At 71.8% G+C, this 16,559-nt stretch carries 18 protein-coding genes; 6 read left to right on the top strand and 12 right to left on the bottom strand.

What is annotated here, in order from left to right:
- Window positions 1-166: 166 nt before the first annotated feature.
- From AB0N02_RS02240 to AB0N02_RS02230, 3 genes are all read left to right on the top strand, one after another.
- Complete coding sequence (locus tag AB0N02_RS02240) at window positions 167-367, top strand: hypothetical protein (protein ID WP_363941622.1); 201 nt, start codon at window positions 167-169, stop codon at window positions 365-367.
- Window positions 364-591, top strand: coding sequence for a hypothetical protein (locus tag AB0N02_RS02235; protein ID WP_363941621.1), 228 nt, complete (start codon window positions 364-366; stop codon window positions 589-591). The genes AB0N02_RS02240 and AB0N02_RS02235 overlap by 4 nt, the downstream gene beginning before the upstream one ends.
- 115 nt (window positions 592-706) lie before the next feature.
- Window positions 707-1,267 (top strand): hypothetical protein, encoded by a 561-nt coding sequence (locus tag AB0N02_RS02230; protein WP_363941618.1) that lies wholly within the window; start codon window positions 707-709, stop codon window positions 1,265-1,267.
- Window positions 1,268-1,308: 41 nt separating this feature from the next.
- Here the strand turns inward: AB0N02_RS02230 and AB0N02_RS02225 are convergent, their stop codons facing one another.
- The 5 genes from AB0N02_RS02225 to AB0N02_RS02205 form a co-directional block, all read right to left on the bottom strand.
- The gene (locus AB0N02_RS02225; protein WP_363941615.1) at window positions 1,309-1,785 is read right to left on the bottom strand and encodes a hypothetical protein; all 477 of its coding nucleotides are present in this window, start codon (window positions 1,783-1,785) and stop codon (window positions 1,309-1,311) included.
- Window positions 1,786-1,957: 172 nt separating this feature from the next.
- Complete coding sequence (locus AB0N02_RS02220) at window positions 1,958-2,650, bottom strand: tetratricopeptide repeat protein (protein ID WP_363941612.1); 693 nt, start codon at window positions 2,648-2,650, stop codon at window positions 1,958-1,960.
- 199 nt (window positions 2,651-2,849) lie between these two features.
- On the bottom strand, window positions 2,850-4,322 hold the full coding sequence (locus AB0N02_RS02215; protein WP_363941609.1) for a serine hydrolase domain-containing protein: 1,473 nt from the start codon (window positions 4,320-4,322) through the stop codon (window positions 2,850-2,852).
- Between the two features lie 78 nt (window positions 4,323-4,400).
- Window positions 4,401-5,063, bottom strand: coding sequence for a response regulator transcription factor (locus AB0N02_RS02210; RefSeq protein ID WP_363941606.1), 663 nt, complete (start codon window positions 5,061-5,063; stop codon window positions 4,401-4,403).
- On the bottom strand, window positions 5,060-6,244 hold the full coding sequence (locus tag AB0N02_RS02205; protein WP_363941604.1) for a histidine kinase: 1,185 nt from the start codon (window positions 6,242-6,244) through the stop codon (window positions 5,060-5,062). Before AB0N02_RS02205 ends, AB0N02_RS02210 begins: the two co-directional genes overlap by 4 nt.
- Before the next feature lie 36 nt (window positions 6,245-6,280).
- Between AB0N02_RS02205 and AB0N02_RS02200 the strand changes: the two genes are divergently transcribed.
- Window positions 6,281-6,463 (top strand): hypothetical protein, encoded by a 183-nt coding sequence (locus tag AB0N02_RS02200; RefSeq protein ID WP_363941602.1) that lies wholly within the window; start codon window positions 6,281-6,283, stop codon window positions 6,461-6,463.
- Between the two features lie 425 nt (window positions 6,464-6,888).
- Here the strand turns inward: AB0N02_RS02200 and AB0N02_RS02195 are convergent, their stop codons facing one another.
- The 3 genes from AB0N02_RS02195 to AB0N02_RS02185 form a co-directional block, all read right to left on the bottom strand.
- The gene (locus AB0N02_RS02195; protein WP_363941599.1) at window positions 6,889-7,194 is read right to left on the bottom strand and encodes a DUF2470 domain-containing protein; all 306 of its coding nucleotides are present in this window, start codon (window positions 7,192-7,194) and stop codon (window positions 6,889-6,891) included.
- A gap of 136 nt (window positions 7,195-7,330) precedes the next feature.
- Window positions 7,331-8,011, bottom strand: a complete 681-nt coding sequence (locus tag AB0N02_RS02190; RefSeq protein WP_363941597.1) for a response regulator transcription factor — start codon at window positions 8,009-8,011, stop codon at window positions 7,331-7,333.
- Complete coding sequence (locus AB0N02_RS02185; protein WP_363941594.1) at window positions 8,008-9,303, bottom strand: histidine kinase; 1,296 nt, start codon at window positions 9,301-9,303, stop codon at window positions 8,008-8,010. Before AB0N02_RS02185 ends, AB0N02_RS02190 begins: the two co-directional genes overlap by 4 nt.
- A gap of 210 nt (window positions 9,304-9,513) precedes the next feature.
- Between AB0N02_RS02185 and AB0N02_RS02180 the strand changes: the two genes are divergently transcribed.
- On the top strand, window positions 9,514-9,744 hold the full coding sequence (locus AB0N02_RS02180) for a hypothetical protein (RefSeq protein WP_363941591.1): 231 nt from the start codon (window positions 9,514-9,516) through the stop codon (window positions 9,742-9,744).
- A 129-nt stretch (window positions 9,745-9,873) separates the two neighbouring features.
- Here AB0N02_RS02180 and AB0N02_RS02175 read toward each other — a convergent pair whose 3' ends face one another.
- A complete protein-coding gene (locus AB0N02_RS02175) occupies window positions 9,874-10,383 on the bottom strand; it encodes an FABP family protein (RefSeq protein WP_363941588.1) in 510 nt (169 codons plus the stop codon).
- A 68-nt stretch (window positions 10,384-10,451) separates the two neighbouring features.
- Here AB0N02_RS02175 and AB0N02_RS02170 point away from each other — a divergent pair, with 68 nt between their 5' ends.
- Window positions 10,452-10,814 carry a DsrE family protein gene (locus AB0N02_RS02170; RefSeq protein WP_363941585.1) on the top strand — a complete coding sequence of 121 codons (363 nt, stop codon included), beginning with the start codon at window positions 10,452-10,454 and terminating at the stop codon, window positions 10,812-10,814.
- A 212-nt stretch (window positions 10,815-11,026) separates the two neighbouring features.
- Here the strand turns inward: AB0N02_RS02170 and AB0N02_RS02165 are convergent, their stop codons facing one another.
- The 3 genes from AB0N02_RS02165 to AB0N02_RS02155 all read right to left on the bottom strand — a co-directional run bounded on the left by AB0N02_RS02165 (window position 11,027) and on the right by AB0N02_RS02155 (window position 16,543).
- Entirely contained in the window at window positions 11,027-11,743 is a 717-nt protein-coding gene (locus AB0N02_RS02165) for a glutamine amidotransferase (RefSeq protein ID WP_363941582.1), read from the bottom strand.
- Window positions 11,733-13,034 (bottom strand): MurT ligase domain-containing protein, encoded by a 1,302-nt coding sequence (locus AB0N02_RS02160; protein WP_363941579.1) that lies wholly within the window; start codon window positions 13,032-13,034, stop codon window positions 11,733-11,735. The genes AB0N02_RS02165 and AB0N02_RS02160 overlap by 11 nt, the downstream gene beginning before the upstream one ends.
- 539 nt (window positions 13,035-13,573) lie before the next feature.
- The gene (locus AB0N02_RS02155; RefSeq protein ID WP_363941576.1) at window positions 13,574-16,543 is read right to left on the bottom strand and encodes an ATP-binding protein; all 2,970 of its coding nucleotides are present in this window, start codon (window positions 16,541-16,543) and stop codon (window positions 13,574-13,576) included.
- Window positions 16,544-16,559 lie beyond the last annotated feature (16 nt).

The following is a 16,559-nucleotide window of genomic DNA, read 5'->3' as shown; positions in this document are numbered from 1 at the left end:
CTGTCCACTTCCCCGGGGTGAGAAGGAGGGGTCCCACCTCGGGGAACGGGTGGCCTCGCGTTTCTGGAGGGGCGCGCGAGGCCACCACCTCCCCTCCCTCACATGTCGAAACGCCGCGCCGTACTCCCGAAAAGCAAAGACCATCAACCACGCACAGGAGGTCAACGTGGAACTACGACCCGGTGACGTCGTCTCCAGTGAGGCCGGTCATCCATGGTTCGTCTACGGCAACCCGGTCTGCGGCTTGTTCGCCACCAACGCGGCCGGAACCTCACTCCCCGTGGGTGACGCCATCCGCCGGTACGGCCCGTTGAAACTGGCCCACCGTCCGACCGCCGTACCCACCGAGATAGAGGAGCACGCGTGAACGAGCGGATCCGTCCGGGTGACATCGTCTCCGACAACCGAGGACACCTGTGGTTCACCCACGGCAATCCCCACCTCGGCCTCCACCTCACCAACGCGGCGGGCAGCTGCGCCACTGTCGCCGACGTGGAACGGCTCTTCGGCACACTGACCCTGCAGTTCCGCCTCGGTATCGCGCTTCCCTCGGAAAGCCTCCTCACTTCCCCAGACGGGCACTCTCGATGATCGCCGCCGAATTCCCCTGACCGACCTGGAGCCGCCTCCTGCCGTCCGACGCCGGAGGGATATCCGTACAACGGAGGAGCCGCGTATGCGACAGGCGCGGGGTTAGGCTGCGGCGGTGGGCGAAGGGTGGGTGTCGGCGCCGTTGTACGTCGTCGTGGGGGCGCCGGGGGCGGGGAAGACGACTCTGCTGCCGCACCTCGTCGGGGCGGCGAACGGCCTGGTCGTGATGGACATGGACGAGCTGCTCGAAGACGGCGCGCTGGTCGGGGTGCCCATCGCCGAACCCGAGGCGGCCCCGGTCTGGCCCGCCTACGACCGGATGTGGCGACGGATCGTGGACATGGTCCGGCGGGCCGGGCACCCGGTGCTCCTGCTGAGCCCGGTGCCCGCTCCGGAGGATCTGACCTCGGACGCGCGATGGGGCGAGACCGTCCACTGGGCGCTGCTGGACTGCCCCGATCCGGTACGGCTCGCCCGGCTGGAGGCCAGGAACTGGCCGTCCGACTGGGTGGAGGACGCGATGGCCGACGCGGCACAGGCCCGCGCGCTCATCCCGACGGTGTTCCACGACGGCGAGCCCCCCTCGGCCCTCGCGGAGCGCGTTCTCACCTGGGCGCACGGGAACGGCCCCGGAGCACGCGGGGACGGTCACCGGGTACACAAGAACGGGCGCTGACACGAAAGCCCCCACCCGTCCGGGCGAGGGCTCCGCGCTCATCACCGGCCGGCGGACGCTCCCGCGTCGCCGTTGACAAGGACGAAGAACGTCTTGCTCGCGGTGCCGAAGGCGGTCTCAGCGTGGACGGTGAGAGCATAGGTCCCCGGGGCGGTGCTGGCCGCGCTGGATATCGTCAACACGGAGAGCCGGCAGTGTCCCACCGAGGACGGCGCGAAGGTGCGGGTCACCCCCGAGGGCAGACCGGTGAGGGACAGGTTGGCGGTCCCTCCCTGGGAGGGGAACCACACGTACACCCCGAAGGTCGCGCTCTGGCCAGGACTGATCTGGGTGATCGTGTGCGGGATGACATCCACAGTGAGGACGTCGGAGAACCCCCTCCCTGCGTAGGCCGGCCCGAGACAGTCGCCCGGCGTGGACCGGGGCCGGGCGGCCGCCGCCTCCGCAGCGCTCGTCAGCATCGTCGTCCCCAGGGCGGCGACCGTGAGGAAGGTGGTCACTGAGGTTCTGAGATTCATGCGCGATGACTCCCTGTCGGTAAGGAGCCGTGGCAGGCCAGGGCTGCTCTCACCGTGGCACCGGCGCCGAAGAAGCAGAACCCTCTGGATTCCCATATCCCCGCCGTATGACCCGTTCCCGCGAAAAACAGCGGGCTCCGGGCCCGTGGAACGGACTCGGGGACTGCGGCCGCTATATCCGCGCTCGCGCTTCCTCGATCTGGCGCACGATGCGCTTCGCGCCGCAGGCTTCGGCGGTCGCGTGTGCTTCCTCGGCCAGCGCCAGTGCGTCCTCGCGGCGGCCCTGCGCGGCGGCGATGTAGATCAGCCCCACCTGGTTGGACGCGACACCGGCCAGGAGCCCGATCTCCCTGCGCAGCCGTGTCGACGCCTCCAGCCGCTCACGCGCGGCGTCCAAGCGGCCCGCGAAGTGCGCGGCGGTGCCCAGGTGCCGGAGCGCCTCGGCCTGGATGGCCCGGTCTCCGGCCTGTGCCGCCAGCTCGTGGGAGCGCTCGAAAAGGGGAACGGCGGTGGCGTCGTCACCTCGCACGACCTGGTGGAAACACCCCACCCAGAACAACGCCTCGCCCTCACCGGCCACGTCGCCGAGCACGCGGTACAGCCGCGCCGCGCGCTCGAGCAGCTCCAGCTCGCGCGGGTCCTCGCGGCGCTCATCGAAAAACCGCAGGTGGAGGATCCGGCCCCTGGCCAGCGCCAGATCGGCCTCGACCGCGTCCAGTTCCCGATCCGCCTCCGACGACTCGCCGTCGTCTCCGGCGTAGATCGCGCGCTCGTAGAGCAGCCTGGCCCGCTCGATCCGTCCCTCAGCACGCATCTCGCCCATCCGGTCCAACTCTCCGTTGCCGGTGCCGCCAGGCCCGGTCATGTCATCGGCACTTTCTTCAGCGGCGACATTCAGAAAAATCATGCTTCGTGAGTGTGCGAGGACACAACCCGCACACCGGACTGTCCGGTGTCTCGAAGGGCGGATGACCCCGGCCCCGCGGGGCCGGGGGTGATCAGACCGCGTGAGCCCGGCATCCGGCCCAGGAGCCCGGATCGGAGCCGGAGGTGGGACCGGCGGGTCAGCTGTCCGCCGTGGCCGGCCGTACGGGGGCGGAGGTCGCCTGACCGGCGCGGCGGAAGCACCAGAGGCGACGGCCGAGTGCGACCGCCCCGAGCACGCTGCAGGTGAGGCAGAAGAGCGCCAGCGGCGGCATCAGCCAGGCGGTGACGATCCAGTACTGGAAGTTGAAGCCCCCCCAGATCGGCGTCGGCAGCACCACGCTCAGCACCGTCACCAGGGCGAGGGGCACGAGCCGCAGAACCAGCATCGGCCGGCGCGCCGCGCGGCGTCGCGAAGCCCAGCGGCGCGCTCGGACGATCGCGGTGACCAGCAGTGCGGTCATCCCCACCGTGAGCCCGAGCAGGACCGCGTTCACGACGGTGAGCGGGTTGCTCATCGGCGTCGCCGGTGCCCCGATCCGTTCGGCGAGAAGGTTGGTCGAGAGCAGGCTGGGATCGCCGCCGCTGTTGGTGAGGACGAGGGCGGCCACACCGGTCTTGGGCGAGAAGACCATGTCCCCGGTCCACGTCGCCAGTGTTCCGCCGTGGCCGATCACCGACGGCGGGGCGCCTGCCGCGACGGGGCGGGACCGCCAGCCGAGGGCGTAGCCGTCGGCCTTCGGCTGGACGGTGTGCAACTCGGCCAGGGAGCCGGCACTCAGCAGGTCCGTCCCGAAGGTTCCCTGGTTGAACCGCAGCCACCGCACCATGTCGTCCAGGGTCGAGATCACCCCGCCGTTGCCGACGCAGAACCCCGGCATCTCCGGTGCCGCGACGGCGACCCCGAGAACGACCTGGTACCCGGACGTCAGGCCCTCGGCACGATCGGAACATCCCAGCGTCGAACTGGTGTCGGTCATGCCCAGCGGCGTGAACAGCTCGGTGCGGAGGAAGGTGTCGAAGGACTTCCCCGACAGCACCTCGACGATCCGCGCCGCGATCGAGTAGTTGGTGTTGTGGTACTCCGAGCGGGTGCCCGGAGCGGCGGCCAGGGTCTTGTCGGCCAGCCCGGCCACGATTTCCCGCGCGCCGCGCGGAGGCGGGAACACGTACTCGTTGTTCGTGCTGATCGACAGCCCCGAGGTGTGACTGAGGACCTGGCGCACGGTGATCTCGGTGAAGCGCGGATCGGCCATCCTGAAGTCGGGCAGGACCTTGACGACCGGGTCGTCCAGGGAGACGCGGCCGCGGTCGACCAGCAGCATGATCGCCGTGGCCGTCATCGACTTGCTCATCGACGCGATCCGGAACCGGGTCCGCGCCGTCACCGCGTTGCCGTCCCCGTCCCGGCCGCGGACGATCGTCTCGACCGACGACCCGTCGATCACGGCCGCCGCGACCCCCGGCGTGCCGTAGACGGAGCGGTAGTCGTCGACCAGTCGTTCGCCGGTGGCATGGGCCGGTGCCGTCCAGCCGAGCAGCACGGCGACGAGCACACCGCCGAGGACGAGGAGGGAGGTCACACGAGGAAAACGCAGACGTAGGAAATGCACGACGTCGAACCTAGGCAGGGCGTCACCGGCCGACATCACCCGAAGGGGTGAGACGGCGCCACCCGGCAGGATGGAATCTCAGTCAGGCAGATCGCTGCGACCCACAAGCCCGTTCTCGTACGCGTGGATCACCACGTGCACGCGGTCGCGCAGGTTCAGTTTCTGCAGGATGGCCCGGACGTGCGACTTCACCGTGTTCTCGCTCAGCACCAGTTCCGCGCAGATCTCGCTGTTGGACCTGCCGCGGGCGAGCAGGCCGAAGATCTCGACCTCGCGTGGGGTGAGGCCGTCCAGGGCCGCCGTCCTCCGCATCGGCACCTGCCGTACGAGATCGAGGATCGTCGCGGCCACCCCCGGGGCCAGCGCCGACGTCCCGGAGGCGACGTCGCACACGGCCTGGGCCAGGGCGGCGGGCCGGACGTCCTTGGTCAGGTAGCCGCTCGCGCCGGCCCGGATGGCGGCCACGACCAGTTCGTCGTCGTCGAACGTCGTCAGCATGAGCACCCGGGTCGCCGGTGCGATCCTGACGATCTCCGCCGTGGCGGCGACCCCGTCCATGCGCGGCATGCGGATGTCCATCAGCACCACGTCGAGGCGGTGCCGCCGGACGACCTCGATCGCGTCGCCGCCGTTCGCGACGTCGTGGGTGACCTCGATGCGTTCGTCGGCCGAAAGCACCGTACGGAGCGAGGCCCGCAGCAACTCCTGATCGTCGACGAGCATGACACGGATCCCGGTCATGCCCCCTCCTTCGTGGGGAGCCGCGCCCGCAGCGCCCACCCGTCGTCCCCGTCGTCGATCGACAGGGTGCCGCCTGCGGTACGCACACGTTCCTCGATCCCCATCAAGCCGGTCCCCTGGCTGCCGACGTCGCGAAGCGCCTTGCCGCCCTTGCCGCCGTCGTCGCGTACCTCCACCACCACCTCGGCCGGGGTCCAGCGCAGGCGAACGGCCACCTCGACCGGTGGTTCGAGGTGGCGCAGCGCGTTGGTGATGCCCTCCTGCACGGTCCGGACCGCCGCGACCTCGGCACTCAGGCTCAGCGGCCGTCGCTCACCCACCTCCGCGAACGTCACCGCATGGAGCGGGCTCGCCGCCGAGGCCACGAGGTCAGGGAGGGCATCGAGCGAGATCGGGACCTTTCCGGGCCGGGAATCGGCGCGCGGCGCCACGGTGGCCGGGCCCAAGGTGGCCAGCATCGCTCGCAGACCTTGGTGGGCGTCCCGGCCGGCCTCGGCGATGTCGCCGAGTTCGCGGCGGGTCGCCGGATCCGCCGTCGTCACCCCCGCGGCCTCGATCCGCGCGACCATGACGGTGACCGTGTGGGCGATCACGTCGTGCAGGTCGCGGCGGATGCTGGCCCGTTCTTCCGCGACCGCCGCAGCCAGTCGTTCGCTCTCGGCTCGCCGGCCGGCCTCGTGCCTGCGACGTAGCAGCAGGGCCGCGAGCCACACACCGCCGACCACGAGCATCAGCAGCCCGCCCTCGACCAGGCGGGTCCATCCGGGGGTGTCAGGGGGCTGCCGGACCCACTCCACCAGCTCGGTGAGAACGACTCCGAGCACGGCGACGGCCAGCGCGACCACCGAGGACCTGACCGAGACCAGGCTGGTCAGCCGCCACAACATGAGGGGGAAGCACACGGCCGAGGGCAGCATGCTCGGTGACCAGCCCAGGGAGGGCATCGTCACCAGGACGAGCATTGCCAGCGCGCCGATCGCGTACCCCAGCCACGGCCGTCGATGGGCCACCACCGCTCCCACATGGAGCAGGACGGCGGCACCCGCCATGGCGAAGATCTGCCACAGGTCCGTGCCGAGCTGCCGGACACCCGCCAGGATGATCACCGTCAGGAGAGCCAGGACCATGTGCGCCACCACCGTCGTCGCCGGCCATGTGCTCCGGCGCGGGGAGACTGTCACGGTCGTCGCCTTCCGGTGGGCTCGTGGTGGGGAGCCGTGCCCGGCTCGACGTGCCACAGGATAACCAGCAGCGGGCAGGCCGAGCGCCCCGCTCTCTCACCCGACGCCAGGGGGGCCGCCTACACCGTCCACTTCCTTCTGGTCTACGGGGATCAGGTCATGGCCGACCCCGATCACGCCGCGACCGTCGCCGCGACGCTGCGTGCCGGCTCGGCATAGCGGGCCGCGTAAAAGCGCCGGGAAGACCGGCAGGACTTCACTTCTCATCGATCCTTTACCGAGGTCAGCGGGGCGGGACCGGCAAGAGGCGAATATTCGTTTGCCCTGGCGGAGTGGATTTCATAACGTACAAGCACGCCGAAAGGAGGTGGTCCGAACAATGGTTGATCATAGTTGGGCTAGCGAGGTGGCTGTCCGCTAGGACGCCCCAGCTTCCGGACTCTGTCCGGACGTCTGGTGACGTTCGGCGAATCCACGACAATCACCGGAACCCCGGGCCGCCAGGGTGGCGGGCACGATCCCGCCTTTGGTCCCCCTGGCCCTCCCCCTCCAGGGGAGGAGCAGGCCCGGGGTTCTTCTTTTACCGGCCGGTCGCCGGTCAGTGGTCGCAGCGGATGCGGATCAGGGCTCGCCGTAGGTGCGGGTCAGTGCTCGCCGCGTGCCGGGACGCCCAGAGCGGCGCACGCCTCCTGGTACAGCCGGACCACTTCCGTGCGAACCTGGGCACGCTCGGTCAGCGTCGTGCTCCACGGCACACGGACCGTGACGTTCTCCCCGTCCACCACCGCGAGGAACTCGATCGCCTCGGCGTCCACCCCCGACGTGACCGCGCTGGTCGCCTCGGGCCGGCCGCCGAGGGCCTTGCAGATCAGCAGCGCGTCGTCGCTGTGGTCGTCGTTCATGTGGCGCTTGATCGCCTCGACCACGTCGGGAGTGAAAGGAGTGCTCATGCCCGCGATGGTATCCACTCCTTCCTTCGCCGAAGGAGGAGGCCGCCGTACGGCCCGGCGCCACGACTCACGGCATCACGACATCACGGCACCATGAATCACGGCGTCACGACTCACGGCGTCACTGCGTCACGGCTCACGGCGGGTCCAGCAGTTCGGCGTCGTGGACCAGCAGGGCGATCTGCACCCGGTTGTTGAAGTCGAGCTTGGCCAGGATGCCCGACACGTGGGTCTTGACGGTCGGGAGGCTGAGGTGGAGCGCGGCCCCGATCTGCGCGTTGGATCTGCCCTGGCCGATCGCGACGGCGACCTCGTGCTCGCGGTCGTTCAGCAGCGCCAGGCGTTCCCTGGCCCGGCCCCGGCGCCGGTCGTGGCCGGAGTCGGCGACCCGGGCGATCAGGCGCCGGGTCACCCCGGGGGACAGGACCGGGTGCCCCTGGACCACCTGGCGTACGGCGGTCACGATCTCGTCGGGCGGGGTGTCCTTGAGGAGGAAGCCCGACGCCCCGGCCCGCAGGGCGCGCAGGACGTGCTCGTCGGCGTCGAAGGTGGTCAGCACGATGACCTCGGGAGCGCGGGGGCGGGCGCGGAGGGCCTCGGTCGCGGTCAGGCCGTCCATGGTGGGCATGCGGATGTCCATCAGCACCACCTCGGGGGCGTGCCGGTCGACCAGGGCCAGCGCCTGGGCACCGTCACCGGCGTCGGCGACCACGGTGAGGTCGGAGGCGCCGCTCAGCATCATCCTCAGGCCCGCGCGCACCAGCGGATCGTCGTCGACGATGAGCACCCCGATCGTTCCGGGCTTCGATGCGGTCATGGCGGCCAGGGTAACCAGACCGCCAGCCGCCAGCCGTCCGTGGCGGTGGGACCGTACTCCAGGCGGCCTCCGGCCAGGGCGACGCGTTCGGTCAGGCCGACGAGTCCCCGCCCGGACCGGGTGCGGGGCACCGGCGCGGCACCGCCCGCCACGCTCCGCACCGCGTCCCCCGGCGGACCGGACATCTCGCCGTCCGCCGTTTCCCTCTCCCCTCTCCCGTCTTCCCCCTCCCCTCTCCCGTCGCCGTCGCGCGCCGCTCTCCCGTCGCCGTCGCGCGCCGTATCGGCGGCTCCGTTGCCCACCTCGACGGTCAGGCCCTCCCCCGGCGTCCCCTCGACGCGTATGCGCACCCCGGCTCCCGGGGCGTGCTTGCGGGCGTTGGTCAGGGCCTCCTGTACGACCCGGTAGACGGTACGGCCCGGCCCGTCGGGAACGGCCCCGGCGCACTCCTCCAGCAGCTCCACCCGCATTCCGGCCCGGCTCGACTCGGCGACCAGCTGCCGGATGTCGGCGAAGGTGGGCTGGGGCAGCTCGCCCACCGGGGCCCGCAGTACGCCGATGACCTCGCGCAGGTCCTGCAACGCCTGGTGGGCGCTCTCCCGGATCACCTTGGCGGCGCGGGCGACGTCCTCGGCGGGTGCGTCCGGGTGGTACTCCAGCGCGCCCGCGTGCACGCTCAGCAGCGACAGCCGGTGGCCGAGCACATCGTGGATCTCCCTGGCGATCGCCTCGCGGGCCTCGTGGTGGGCCTGCTCGGCACGGAGCCGGGCCTCGCTCTCGACGCGGGCGGTGCGCTCGTGCAACGCCACGACGAGCCGGCGCCGGTGGTGGACGAACAGTCCCCAGCCGACCGCCGCGCCCTGGATCGCGACTCCCAGCAGCAACGCCACGGAGGCGGGAAGGTCGGGTTCGGGGCGTAACGCGACGTAGACGAGCGAGGCCAGCAGGCTCGCCCCGAAGACACCCACCGCGATCCGCGGGGGACGGTGCACCGAGACCGTGAACAGCGACACCAGCAGCGCGCCCGCCACCAGCTCGGAGAACGTCGACAGCGCGATCAGCGCCAGGGCCAGCCCGACCGGCCTGCGGCGGCGCAGCCACAGCGCGGCGCAACCCAGCGCGGCGACGGCCTGGTCGACGTTGAACAGCCATACCGGCGGCCGGGGGTAGGTCTGCAGGCGCATGCCGGACAGGACGATCCCCATGGCCACCGCGAGCAGGAACAGGCAGGTGTCCACGGCCCAGTCGCGCGGGCCGCGCCGGGACACGGGCGCGAGCGTGTGTTCGTCCATCCCCACGGGAGCCTACGGTCCGGGAGCGGGACCGCGCCGCCCCGGGGACGGGGACGATACCGAAGTCGCGCCGGACGATACCTTCGTCGTTCCCCGGGCCCGGCGGCACCACCTTCGTCGCCTCACCCGCCCTGCGGAGGCGACGTCGGTCGGGACAGAGGATCCCGACGACCGATCCACGGCGGGGCACGGGATTCCTACCGTTCGGACATGCGTGAATCAATCCGGCTCCTGGGGATCTTCATGGTCCTCCAGGGCGTGAGCGGAGCCATCGACCATCTGGCCGTCCAGCCCTTCATGGGCGCCTTCCTCAACCTCTTCAACCGCCTGGTCGTCAACCGCCTGGACTTCCTGGCCGGTTACGAGCTCTTCGCCAACCTGCTGCTGGCCGCCCTCGGCGCCGTCGTGGTCGTCGCCGCGCGGCACCCCGGGCTGTCATGACCCGGGAGATCCCCCCGCCGCCCGTACCGTGCGCGCGGCGGCCCGGGAGGAGGCCGGTACGGCGCCCGGACGGTCACGGACGCGACGAAGGCCGGCGGTCGCCGTCACCGGCGTCCGTGGCCAGGACGACTAGTCGGCACCCGGGACGAAGTCAGCGACCTTCTTGAGCTCGGCGGAGATGTGGGACTGCAGCGGCTGCCCCACGGCGGCCATGTCGTAGGCCCACATCAGGTTGCCGTTGACCAGGCCGTAGAGGCGGTGACCCCCGCTGTACTCCTTGGCGGTCTCGGTACGGGCGACCACGTCGGTCTGGAGTTCGATCTTGTGGAAGACCACCTCACCGTGGTAGATCTCCACGATGCCGGTCGGGTGGGACAGGCACACCTCAAGCCGCCGCTCGGGCAGGGCGCGCCAGAAACCGGTCTCCACGGCCAGCGGACGGACCTTGGTCCCCGTTTCGTCGAGGAGCCATGTCCGGCTGGTGTAGGTCAGGAACGGCTTGCCGTTGTGACCGAAGACGATCTCCTGGCCGAAGTTGAAACTCTCGATCGTCGGGTAGCCACCCACTCCGGCGCCCTCCCACCGGCCCAGCAGGAAGGCGATCGGCTCAAGGGCGGAGTGCAGTTCGGGAACGTCCATGCATCCGAGCCTAGAGCCGTCCCGGTACGGCTCGCGCCTGTGACGCGGACCCGCATAGGCTTCGGGGTATGGCACGATCACTGGTGATCAAGGTGACCGCGGGCGCGGACGCGCCCGAGCGCTGCAACCAGGCGTTCACGGTCGCGGCGGCGGCGTTGGCGAGCGGTGTCCCCGTCTCGCTCTGGCTGACCGGGGAGTCGTCGTGGTTCGCCCTCCCCGGGCGGGCCAAGGAGTTCACGCTGCCGCACGCGGTCCAGCTCGGCGACCTGCTCGACGCGGTTCTGGCCGCCGGGCGGGTGACGCTGTGCACCCAGTGCGCGGCCCGCCGGGACATCACGGTCGACGACGTGATCGAGGGCATCCGCATCGCGGGGGCCCCAACCTTCGTCGAGGAGGTTCTCGGCGACGGGGTGCAGGCCCTCGTCTACTGACGGGCCCGTTCACCGGTCGGCCGTCCAGCGGCGGGCTCGGCGGCCGGGTCGCCGAGGACCACCGGAGGCCGGCGGAGCGTTTTCCCCCGCCCGCCTCCGGCACGCTCTTCGAGGCCGCGCCGCCTCGGAGCGCGTTCATCGGGTCCGTACTCCCCAAGGGGCTCTCCGGGGGCTCCCCGGGGCCGCTTCGCTGGAGCGGTACGGCCGTCGGTTCACTGGGGTAGTACGGCCGCCAGCCGTTCCTGCCGCAGCCGGTCGAACCAGGTGTCGTCGATCGGCGGCAGCTGGGCGCCGACGGCCCAGGTGAGCAGGAGGTCCGCGAGGCCTGGGTTGCGGGCGAGCGCGGGACCGTGGAGGTAGGTACCGATGATCTTACCGACATGGCAGCCCTCGGTGCCGTCGCCGTTCCCGGTGCCGACCGTCGTGCGCGCCAGCGGCCGCACGCCCTGCCCGAGCCGGGTGACGCCCATGTGGTTCTCGAAGCCGGTCAGCGTCGGGATGCCGAGCACGGAGTCGGCCTCACCGGCCAGTTCACCGACGGCCCGGCCGGTGCCGCGCCCGCTGGAGATGTCGATCACTCCGACGCCGTCGACCGGCTGGCCCTCCTCCCCGCCGAACGTGGTGCCCATGATCTGGTAGCCGGCGCAGACCGCCAGCAGGCACGCGCCGCGCGCGATGGCCCGGTGCAGGCCGCCGTCCCGGCGCAGCCGCTCGGCCGCCAGGATCTGCGGCCGGTCCTCGCCGCCCCCGATCAGGTAGATGTCGCCGCCCTCCGGCACCGGGTCGGCCGAGCGCACGTGGTAGGTCTCGACCGGGATGCCGCGGCGCTGGGCGCGCTGTTCGAGGACCAGGACGTTGCCCTGGTCGCCGTAGGTGCTCAGCAGGTCCGGATAGATCCAGACGATCCGCAGGACGCTGTCAGACTGCACGGCCGAACTCCGATCGAATCTGCTGGAAGGCGGTGTAGTTGGCGATCACGTCGACCTTGCCGGGCGGCTGCGCGGCGAGCGCCTCGCCGAAGGAGCCCGTCAGCTGGAACGGCACCCCCGCCACGTCCAGCCGGAGGGCCAGGTCGAGGCGGCGCTCCCCGGTGACGTAGACCGGCCTGCCGCGCAGCACGCGGTAGTCCACGTCCCACAGCCAGGAGGTGTCGCGGCCGTCGGGTCCCTGGGCGTTGACCGACAGGATCACCGGAAGGGAGCGGTCCAAGACGTCGAACGCCTCCAGCCAACCGGCCGGGTTCTTGGCCAGCAGCAGCCGGGCGTGCCTGCCGTCACGCTCGACGGTGGTGTAGCGGCCCGCGACGGACTTGACCTCGCGCAGCCGGGGCAGGGCCCGCTCGACCGGCACGCCGAAGGTCTCGACGGTGGCCAGCGCGATCACGGCGTTGGCGCGGTTGGCGCGGCCCGGAAGCTGGATGTCCAGCACCCAGCGCTGCCCGTGCGGGTCGATGACCGCGTCGTCGTCGAGGAACCAGGACGGCTGGGGACGCCGGAAGGTGCACTCGCGGCAGGCCCAGTCGTTCTCCGCCAGGCGGGAGACGACCGCGTTGGAGGCGGCGCCCGCGCCGGCCGTTCCCGGCGGGGTGTAGTCCATGCCCTTGCGGTCGAGCGGGCCGCCGCACTCGGGGCAGCACCAGGAGTCCTCCTTCCACGGCTGCCCGGCCGACACCCAGGTCACGCTGCCGGCCGTGGAGGCGCCCCAGGTCACCAGCGGGTCGTCGGCGTTGGCGATCACGTGGGTCGGCTTGCCGGCCAGCGCCCGCCGCCACTTCTGGGCCAGCAGCCAGATCTCACCGGCCCGGTCCATCTGGTCCCGGCTGAGGTTCATCAGCACGACGACTCCGGCGCCGGTGGTGTCGATCACCTCGGGGAGGTACTTCTCGTCGACCTCCAGGACGCCGTAGGGGGCGTGCTTGGCCGACGACAGCGCCGAGACGTGCCCGGCGGGCATGTTGGCGCCGAAGGCGTTGGTCGCGACGTCGCCGAGTTCGTGGAGCGCGGAGGTGATCAGCCTGGTCGTGGTGGTCTTGCCGTTGGTCGCGCTCACCAGCGCCAGCTTGCGGTCCCGCGCGAGCTTGCGCAGCAGGTCGGGCTCCAGCGCCAGGCCGACCCGGCCGCCGATCACCGATCCGTCGCCTCGCCCGGTCGCCCTGGACAGGGTCGCGGCCGTCCGGCCGAGAGCGCTCGCGAGCTGCGCCCGCAGCGGAAGCTGAGTCATGCCGTCTCCTCGCGTAGCGACCCGTCGTAGGACGATCCGGTAGCCGGACGGGCCGGATTGGCCGCATCGTTCATGCCGCCGATCCTAGCCGTGGTTGAGCACGGTCACCGTCCCGCGACGGCTCGAGGCGTGTCTCCCTGCACCGGCGCGCGCCGCCGGAAAGCATCCCGGAAACCGCCACCGGAACCCGCCGGAACCCACTCCGGAACTCGCCTCCCAAAACACCCAGAAACCCACCCAAAAGCACCAAAAGTCACTCCAGCACCCGCTCGTCGGCACCGCTCCGGCCCCGTTCCCCGGCAACCGCCGAAGACCGTTCCAGGACCCGCTCGGAACGGGCCCACTCGGAGCCGGACCCGTGCGGGGCCGGACCCGCTTGGGGTCGGACCCGCTCGGGACCCGGACCCGCTCGGAACGGACCCACTCGGAGCCGGACCCGTGCGGGGCCGGACCCGCTTGGGGTCGGACCCGCTCGGGACCCGGACCCGCTCGGAACGGACCCGCGCGAAACGGGACCCGCCCGGAATCCGCTCCGGGGCTCACTCGCTGAAGGCCAGCTCCGCGGACTCCGGTGACGCCGCGTCGAACGGCAGCACGAAACGGCGCGGCCACGACAGCACGCTCTCCAGCCACCCCGCCCCCATCGTCTGCGCCACGTGCCGCAGCCGCTCCGCCGGATCGACGCCGATCGTCACCGTGAGGACGTCCTGCTCGATCCCCTCGTGCTCGTCGTCCCCGAGGATGACCCGCCAGGCCAGTGCCCGGTTGCGGTCGACCTCCATGGACAGCGGGTGGTGGCGCAGCGCCTTGGCCCGGTGGCCCAGCAGTTCGGTGCCGTTGGCCGGCCGGTTGAACAGCGCGTACTCCATGACCGGCGCGGCGCCGCGCGGGTTGGGCGCGGGCTGGCCGTAGGGGAAGAGCCGGTCCACCTCGTGCAGCCAGCGGACCTGGGGGATGACCCAGGCGGGCCCGGGGCGTTCGCCCGGCTCCCGGTCGGGCCCGAGCAGCCGGGTCGCGGTCGCCGCGACCTGCTCGGTCAGCTTCGCCGGGTCGCCGATGGTCCGCAGCGACCACGCCCTGCGGCCCACGCTGCGTTCGACCGTCGTGGCCAGCAGGCACTCGCGCCGCCGCAGCGGAAGCTCGGCCCACAGGTCGGCGAGCGCCCTGGGGACCCCGGGCACCGGCCGGTTGGCGCAGAACGCCAGTACCAGGGTGTCGGTCCAGATGCGCAGCCAGGCCCACTCGGGGGCGTCGGCGAGCAGGTCGGCCTCGCGCAGCTCGACGAGGGTGCAGGCCCGCCCGGTACGGCACTCCTGGCCGCACGCCGCCGAGCGGCGGCCGCAGATCGGGGGCATGTGGCCCGGGAGCAGGCGCTCGCGGTCCTCCCCCAGCGGCACCTGCACCCGCAGCGGCCGGTCCATCCCGTCGGCGAAGACCGCGGCGACGCCCGGCGGGAGCGAGACGACCTGCCGGGACTGCTCCTCGCTCAGGTTCATCGCGGCCCCGACCAGCTGGCGGTCGTCCTCGGCCGGGAGCCGGTGCACGACCTTCAGCGCGGTGTTCTTCACCACGTCGGAGACGAGCTTGGTGGGGATCTGCTCGGCCACCACGATGCCCTCGCCGTAGGCGCGGATCTCGGCGAGCATGCCCGCCAGGAGCTCGACGGCGTGCGTGCTGGCCCGGCCCGCGCCGCGGTCGCGCAGCAGCCGGTGCGCCTCCTCGATCACGATGACGTGCCGGAGACCGCTGCCGCGCTCCTTCCTGGCCCGCATCCGCAGGTGCTCGACGATCCGGATGATCAGCGTGCCCATCAGGAACGCCTTGTCCTCGTCGTTGGCCACGTCCTCGATCGCGAGCACCACGTTGCGCTGGAGCAGGTCGCCGATGTCGGCCGGGTGACCGCCCTCGAAGAACCGGCCCGCCGAGCCGACCCGCAGCGACCGCAGCCGCAGCGAGATGAACCCCTCGACGTCGGCCTGGACCTCCTTGCCGTAGCCGATCTCCTGGATCACGTCCATCGCGTGCCGCTGCAGCTGTTCGAGGGTCGGTACGGCCGGCCGCACCGCCGCCCCCGGCGCCGCCCAGCCGGTGACCACGTCCCAGCCGTTCGCCTCGTACACCCGCTGCAGCGCGAGCGACATGATCTGCGGGAACGGCTCCTCGGCGTCGAAGGCCGCCATGAACAGCGCCCGCACCATGTCGATGTGGGCCTGGACCGGATAGCCGGGCTCGGGGGCCAGCGGGTTGACGCTGAACGGCACGCTCTCGGGGGCCGACGGGTTGATCACGGTGACCGGGGCGAGGTGCTCGATCCGGCCGCCCATCGCGGCGTACTCGGACTTGGCCGGCTCGATGGCCAGCCAGGGGATGCCGACCCCGCTGAGCTGCTCCAGCAGGTGCCTGACGGTCTGGGACTTGCCCGAGCCGGTGGCGCCGGTGACGAAGGCGTGCCGGTTCAGGGTGGCCAGCGGGACCCGGAAGGAGCCGACCGCCCTGTCCTGGCCGTCCAGGATCGACCCGAGATCGACGGTCAGCGCCCCGGGGGCGACATCCGCCTCGCTGGTCACGTCGAAGAAACCGGCGTCCAGCACCCTGACCCCCGGCACCTCCCTGCGGGGCAGCCCGGCCAGGGCGGCCAGCGCCCCGGCGGTGGCCGCGAACGGGGCCGCGGTGCCGTCCGCCGGGTCCTGCAGGGTCACCGAGAGCGCCTCCACGAAGCCGTGCACCGGGCCTGACAGCGCGCTGCGCAGCCGGTAGGGGTGGTGGCTCATCTCGGCGGAGCCGACCAGCACGGGGGCGATCTGGCGCAGCTCCTCGGGGCCCGCGGCACCGGCCAGCACCCGCACGCTCCACAGCCCGGCCTCGCGGAAGGCGTCGAGCTCCTGCATGCGCCGCTCGGCCCGCTCGGCGTCGTAGCGGGAACGTTCCGAGGCGTCGCCGTACTGCCTCAGCACGTTGAGCTGCGTCCGCAGATGCGCGACCTCCGCGTCGAGCAGGTCGGTCTGCTCGGCGACGACCAGCCAGGCGAAGGGCCGGGACATGAGCGTGACCAGCGTGGACTCGAAAAGCGTGGGCCGTTTGAGCTCGTCGGCGTCGGGGTCGCGGCGCCCGCCGAGCGGCGGGGCCTGCCGCCCGGGGCAGACGGCCCACACCAGGTCGGACAGGTCGCGCAGCCACTCGTCACCGATCCGCACGCCCCTGGCCCCGCTGGGGAACAGCAGCGGCTCGGGGCCGGTGTGGGCCGGCTCCGCTTCGGCGGCGGCCCGGCGGGGCGGGCGGGGCGGGGTCAGCGGGCCGGCGTTGGTGATGAGCTCCAGCGGCGCGCCCGACCCCCGGGAGAGCCAGCCGACCACGAAGGGGCGGTTGCGCTGGGCCGCGGAGAGTACGGCGGGCAGGACCGTGACGAAGTCCCACTCGGCCGACGAACTGCGCGAGGGGGCCGTGATCGCCTGGATGCGATACCAGGGACCGGCCAGGGGATTGGGAGGACGGGACACGCTCGGTTGCATTTGCTCTCCACCCGGG

This window comes from Streptosporangium sp. NPDC051022, assembly GCF_040683035.1.
GTDB lineage: Bacteria > Actinomycetota > Actinomycetes > Streptosporangiales > Streptosporangiaceae > Streptosporangium.
Note: the sequence above shows the minus strand (reverse complement) of the source record. Positions and strands in the feature narration are given on the sequence as shown.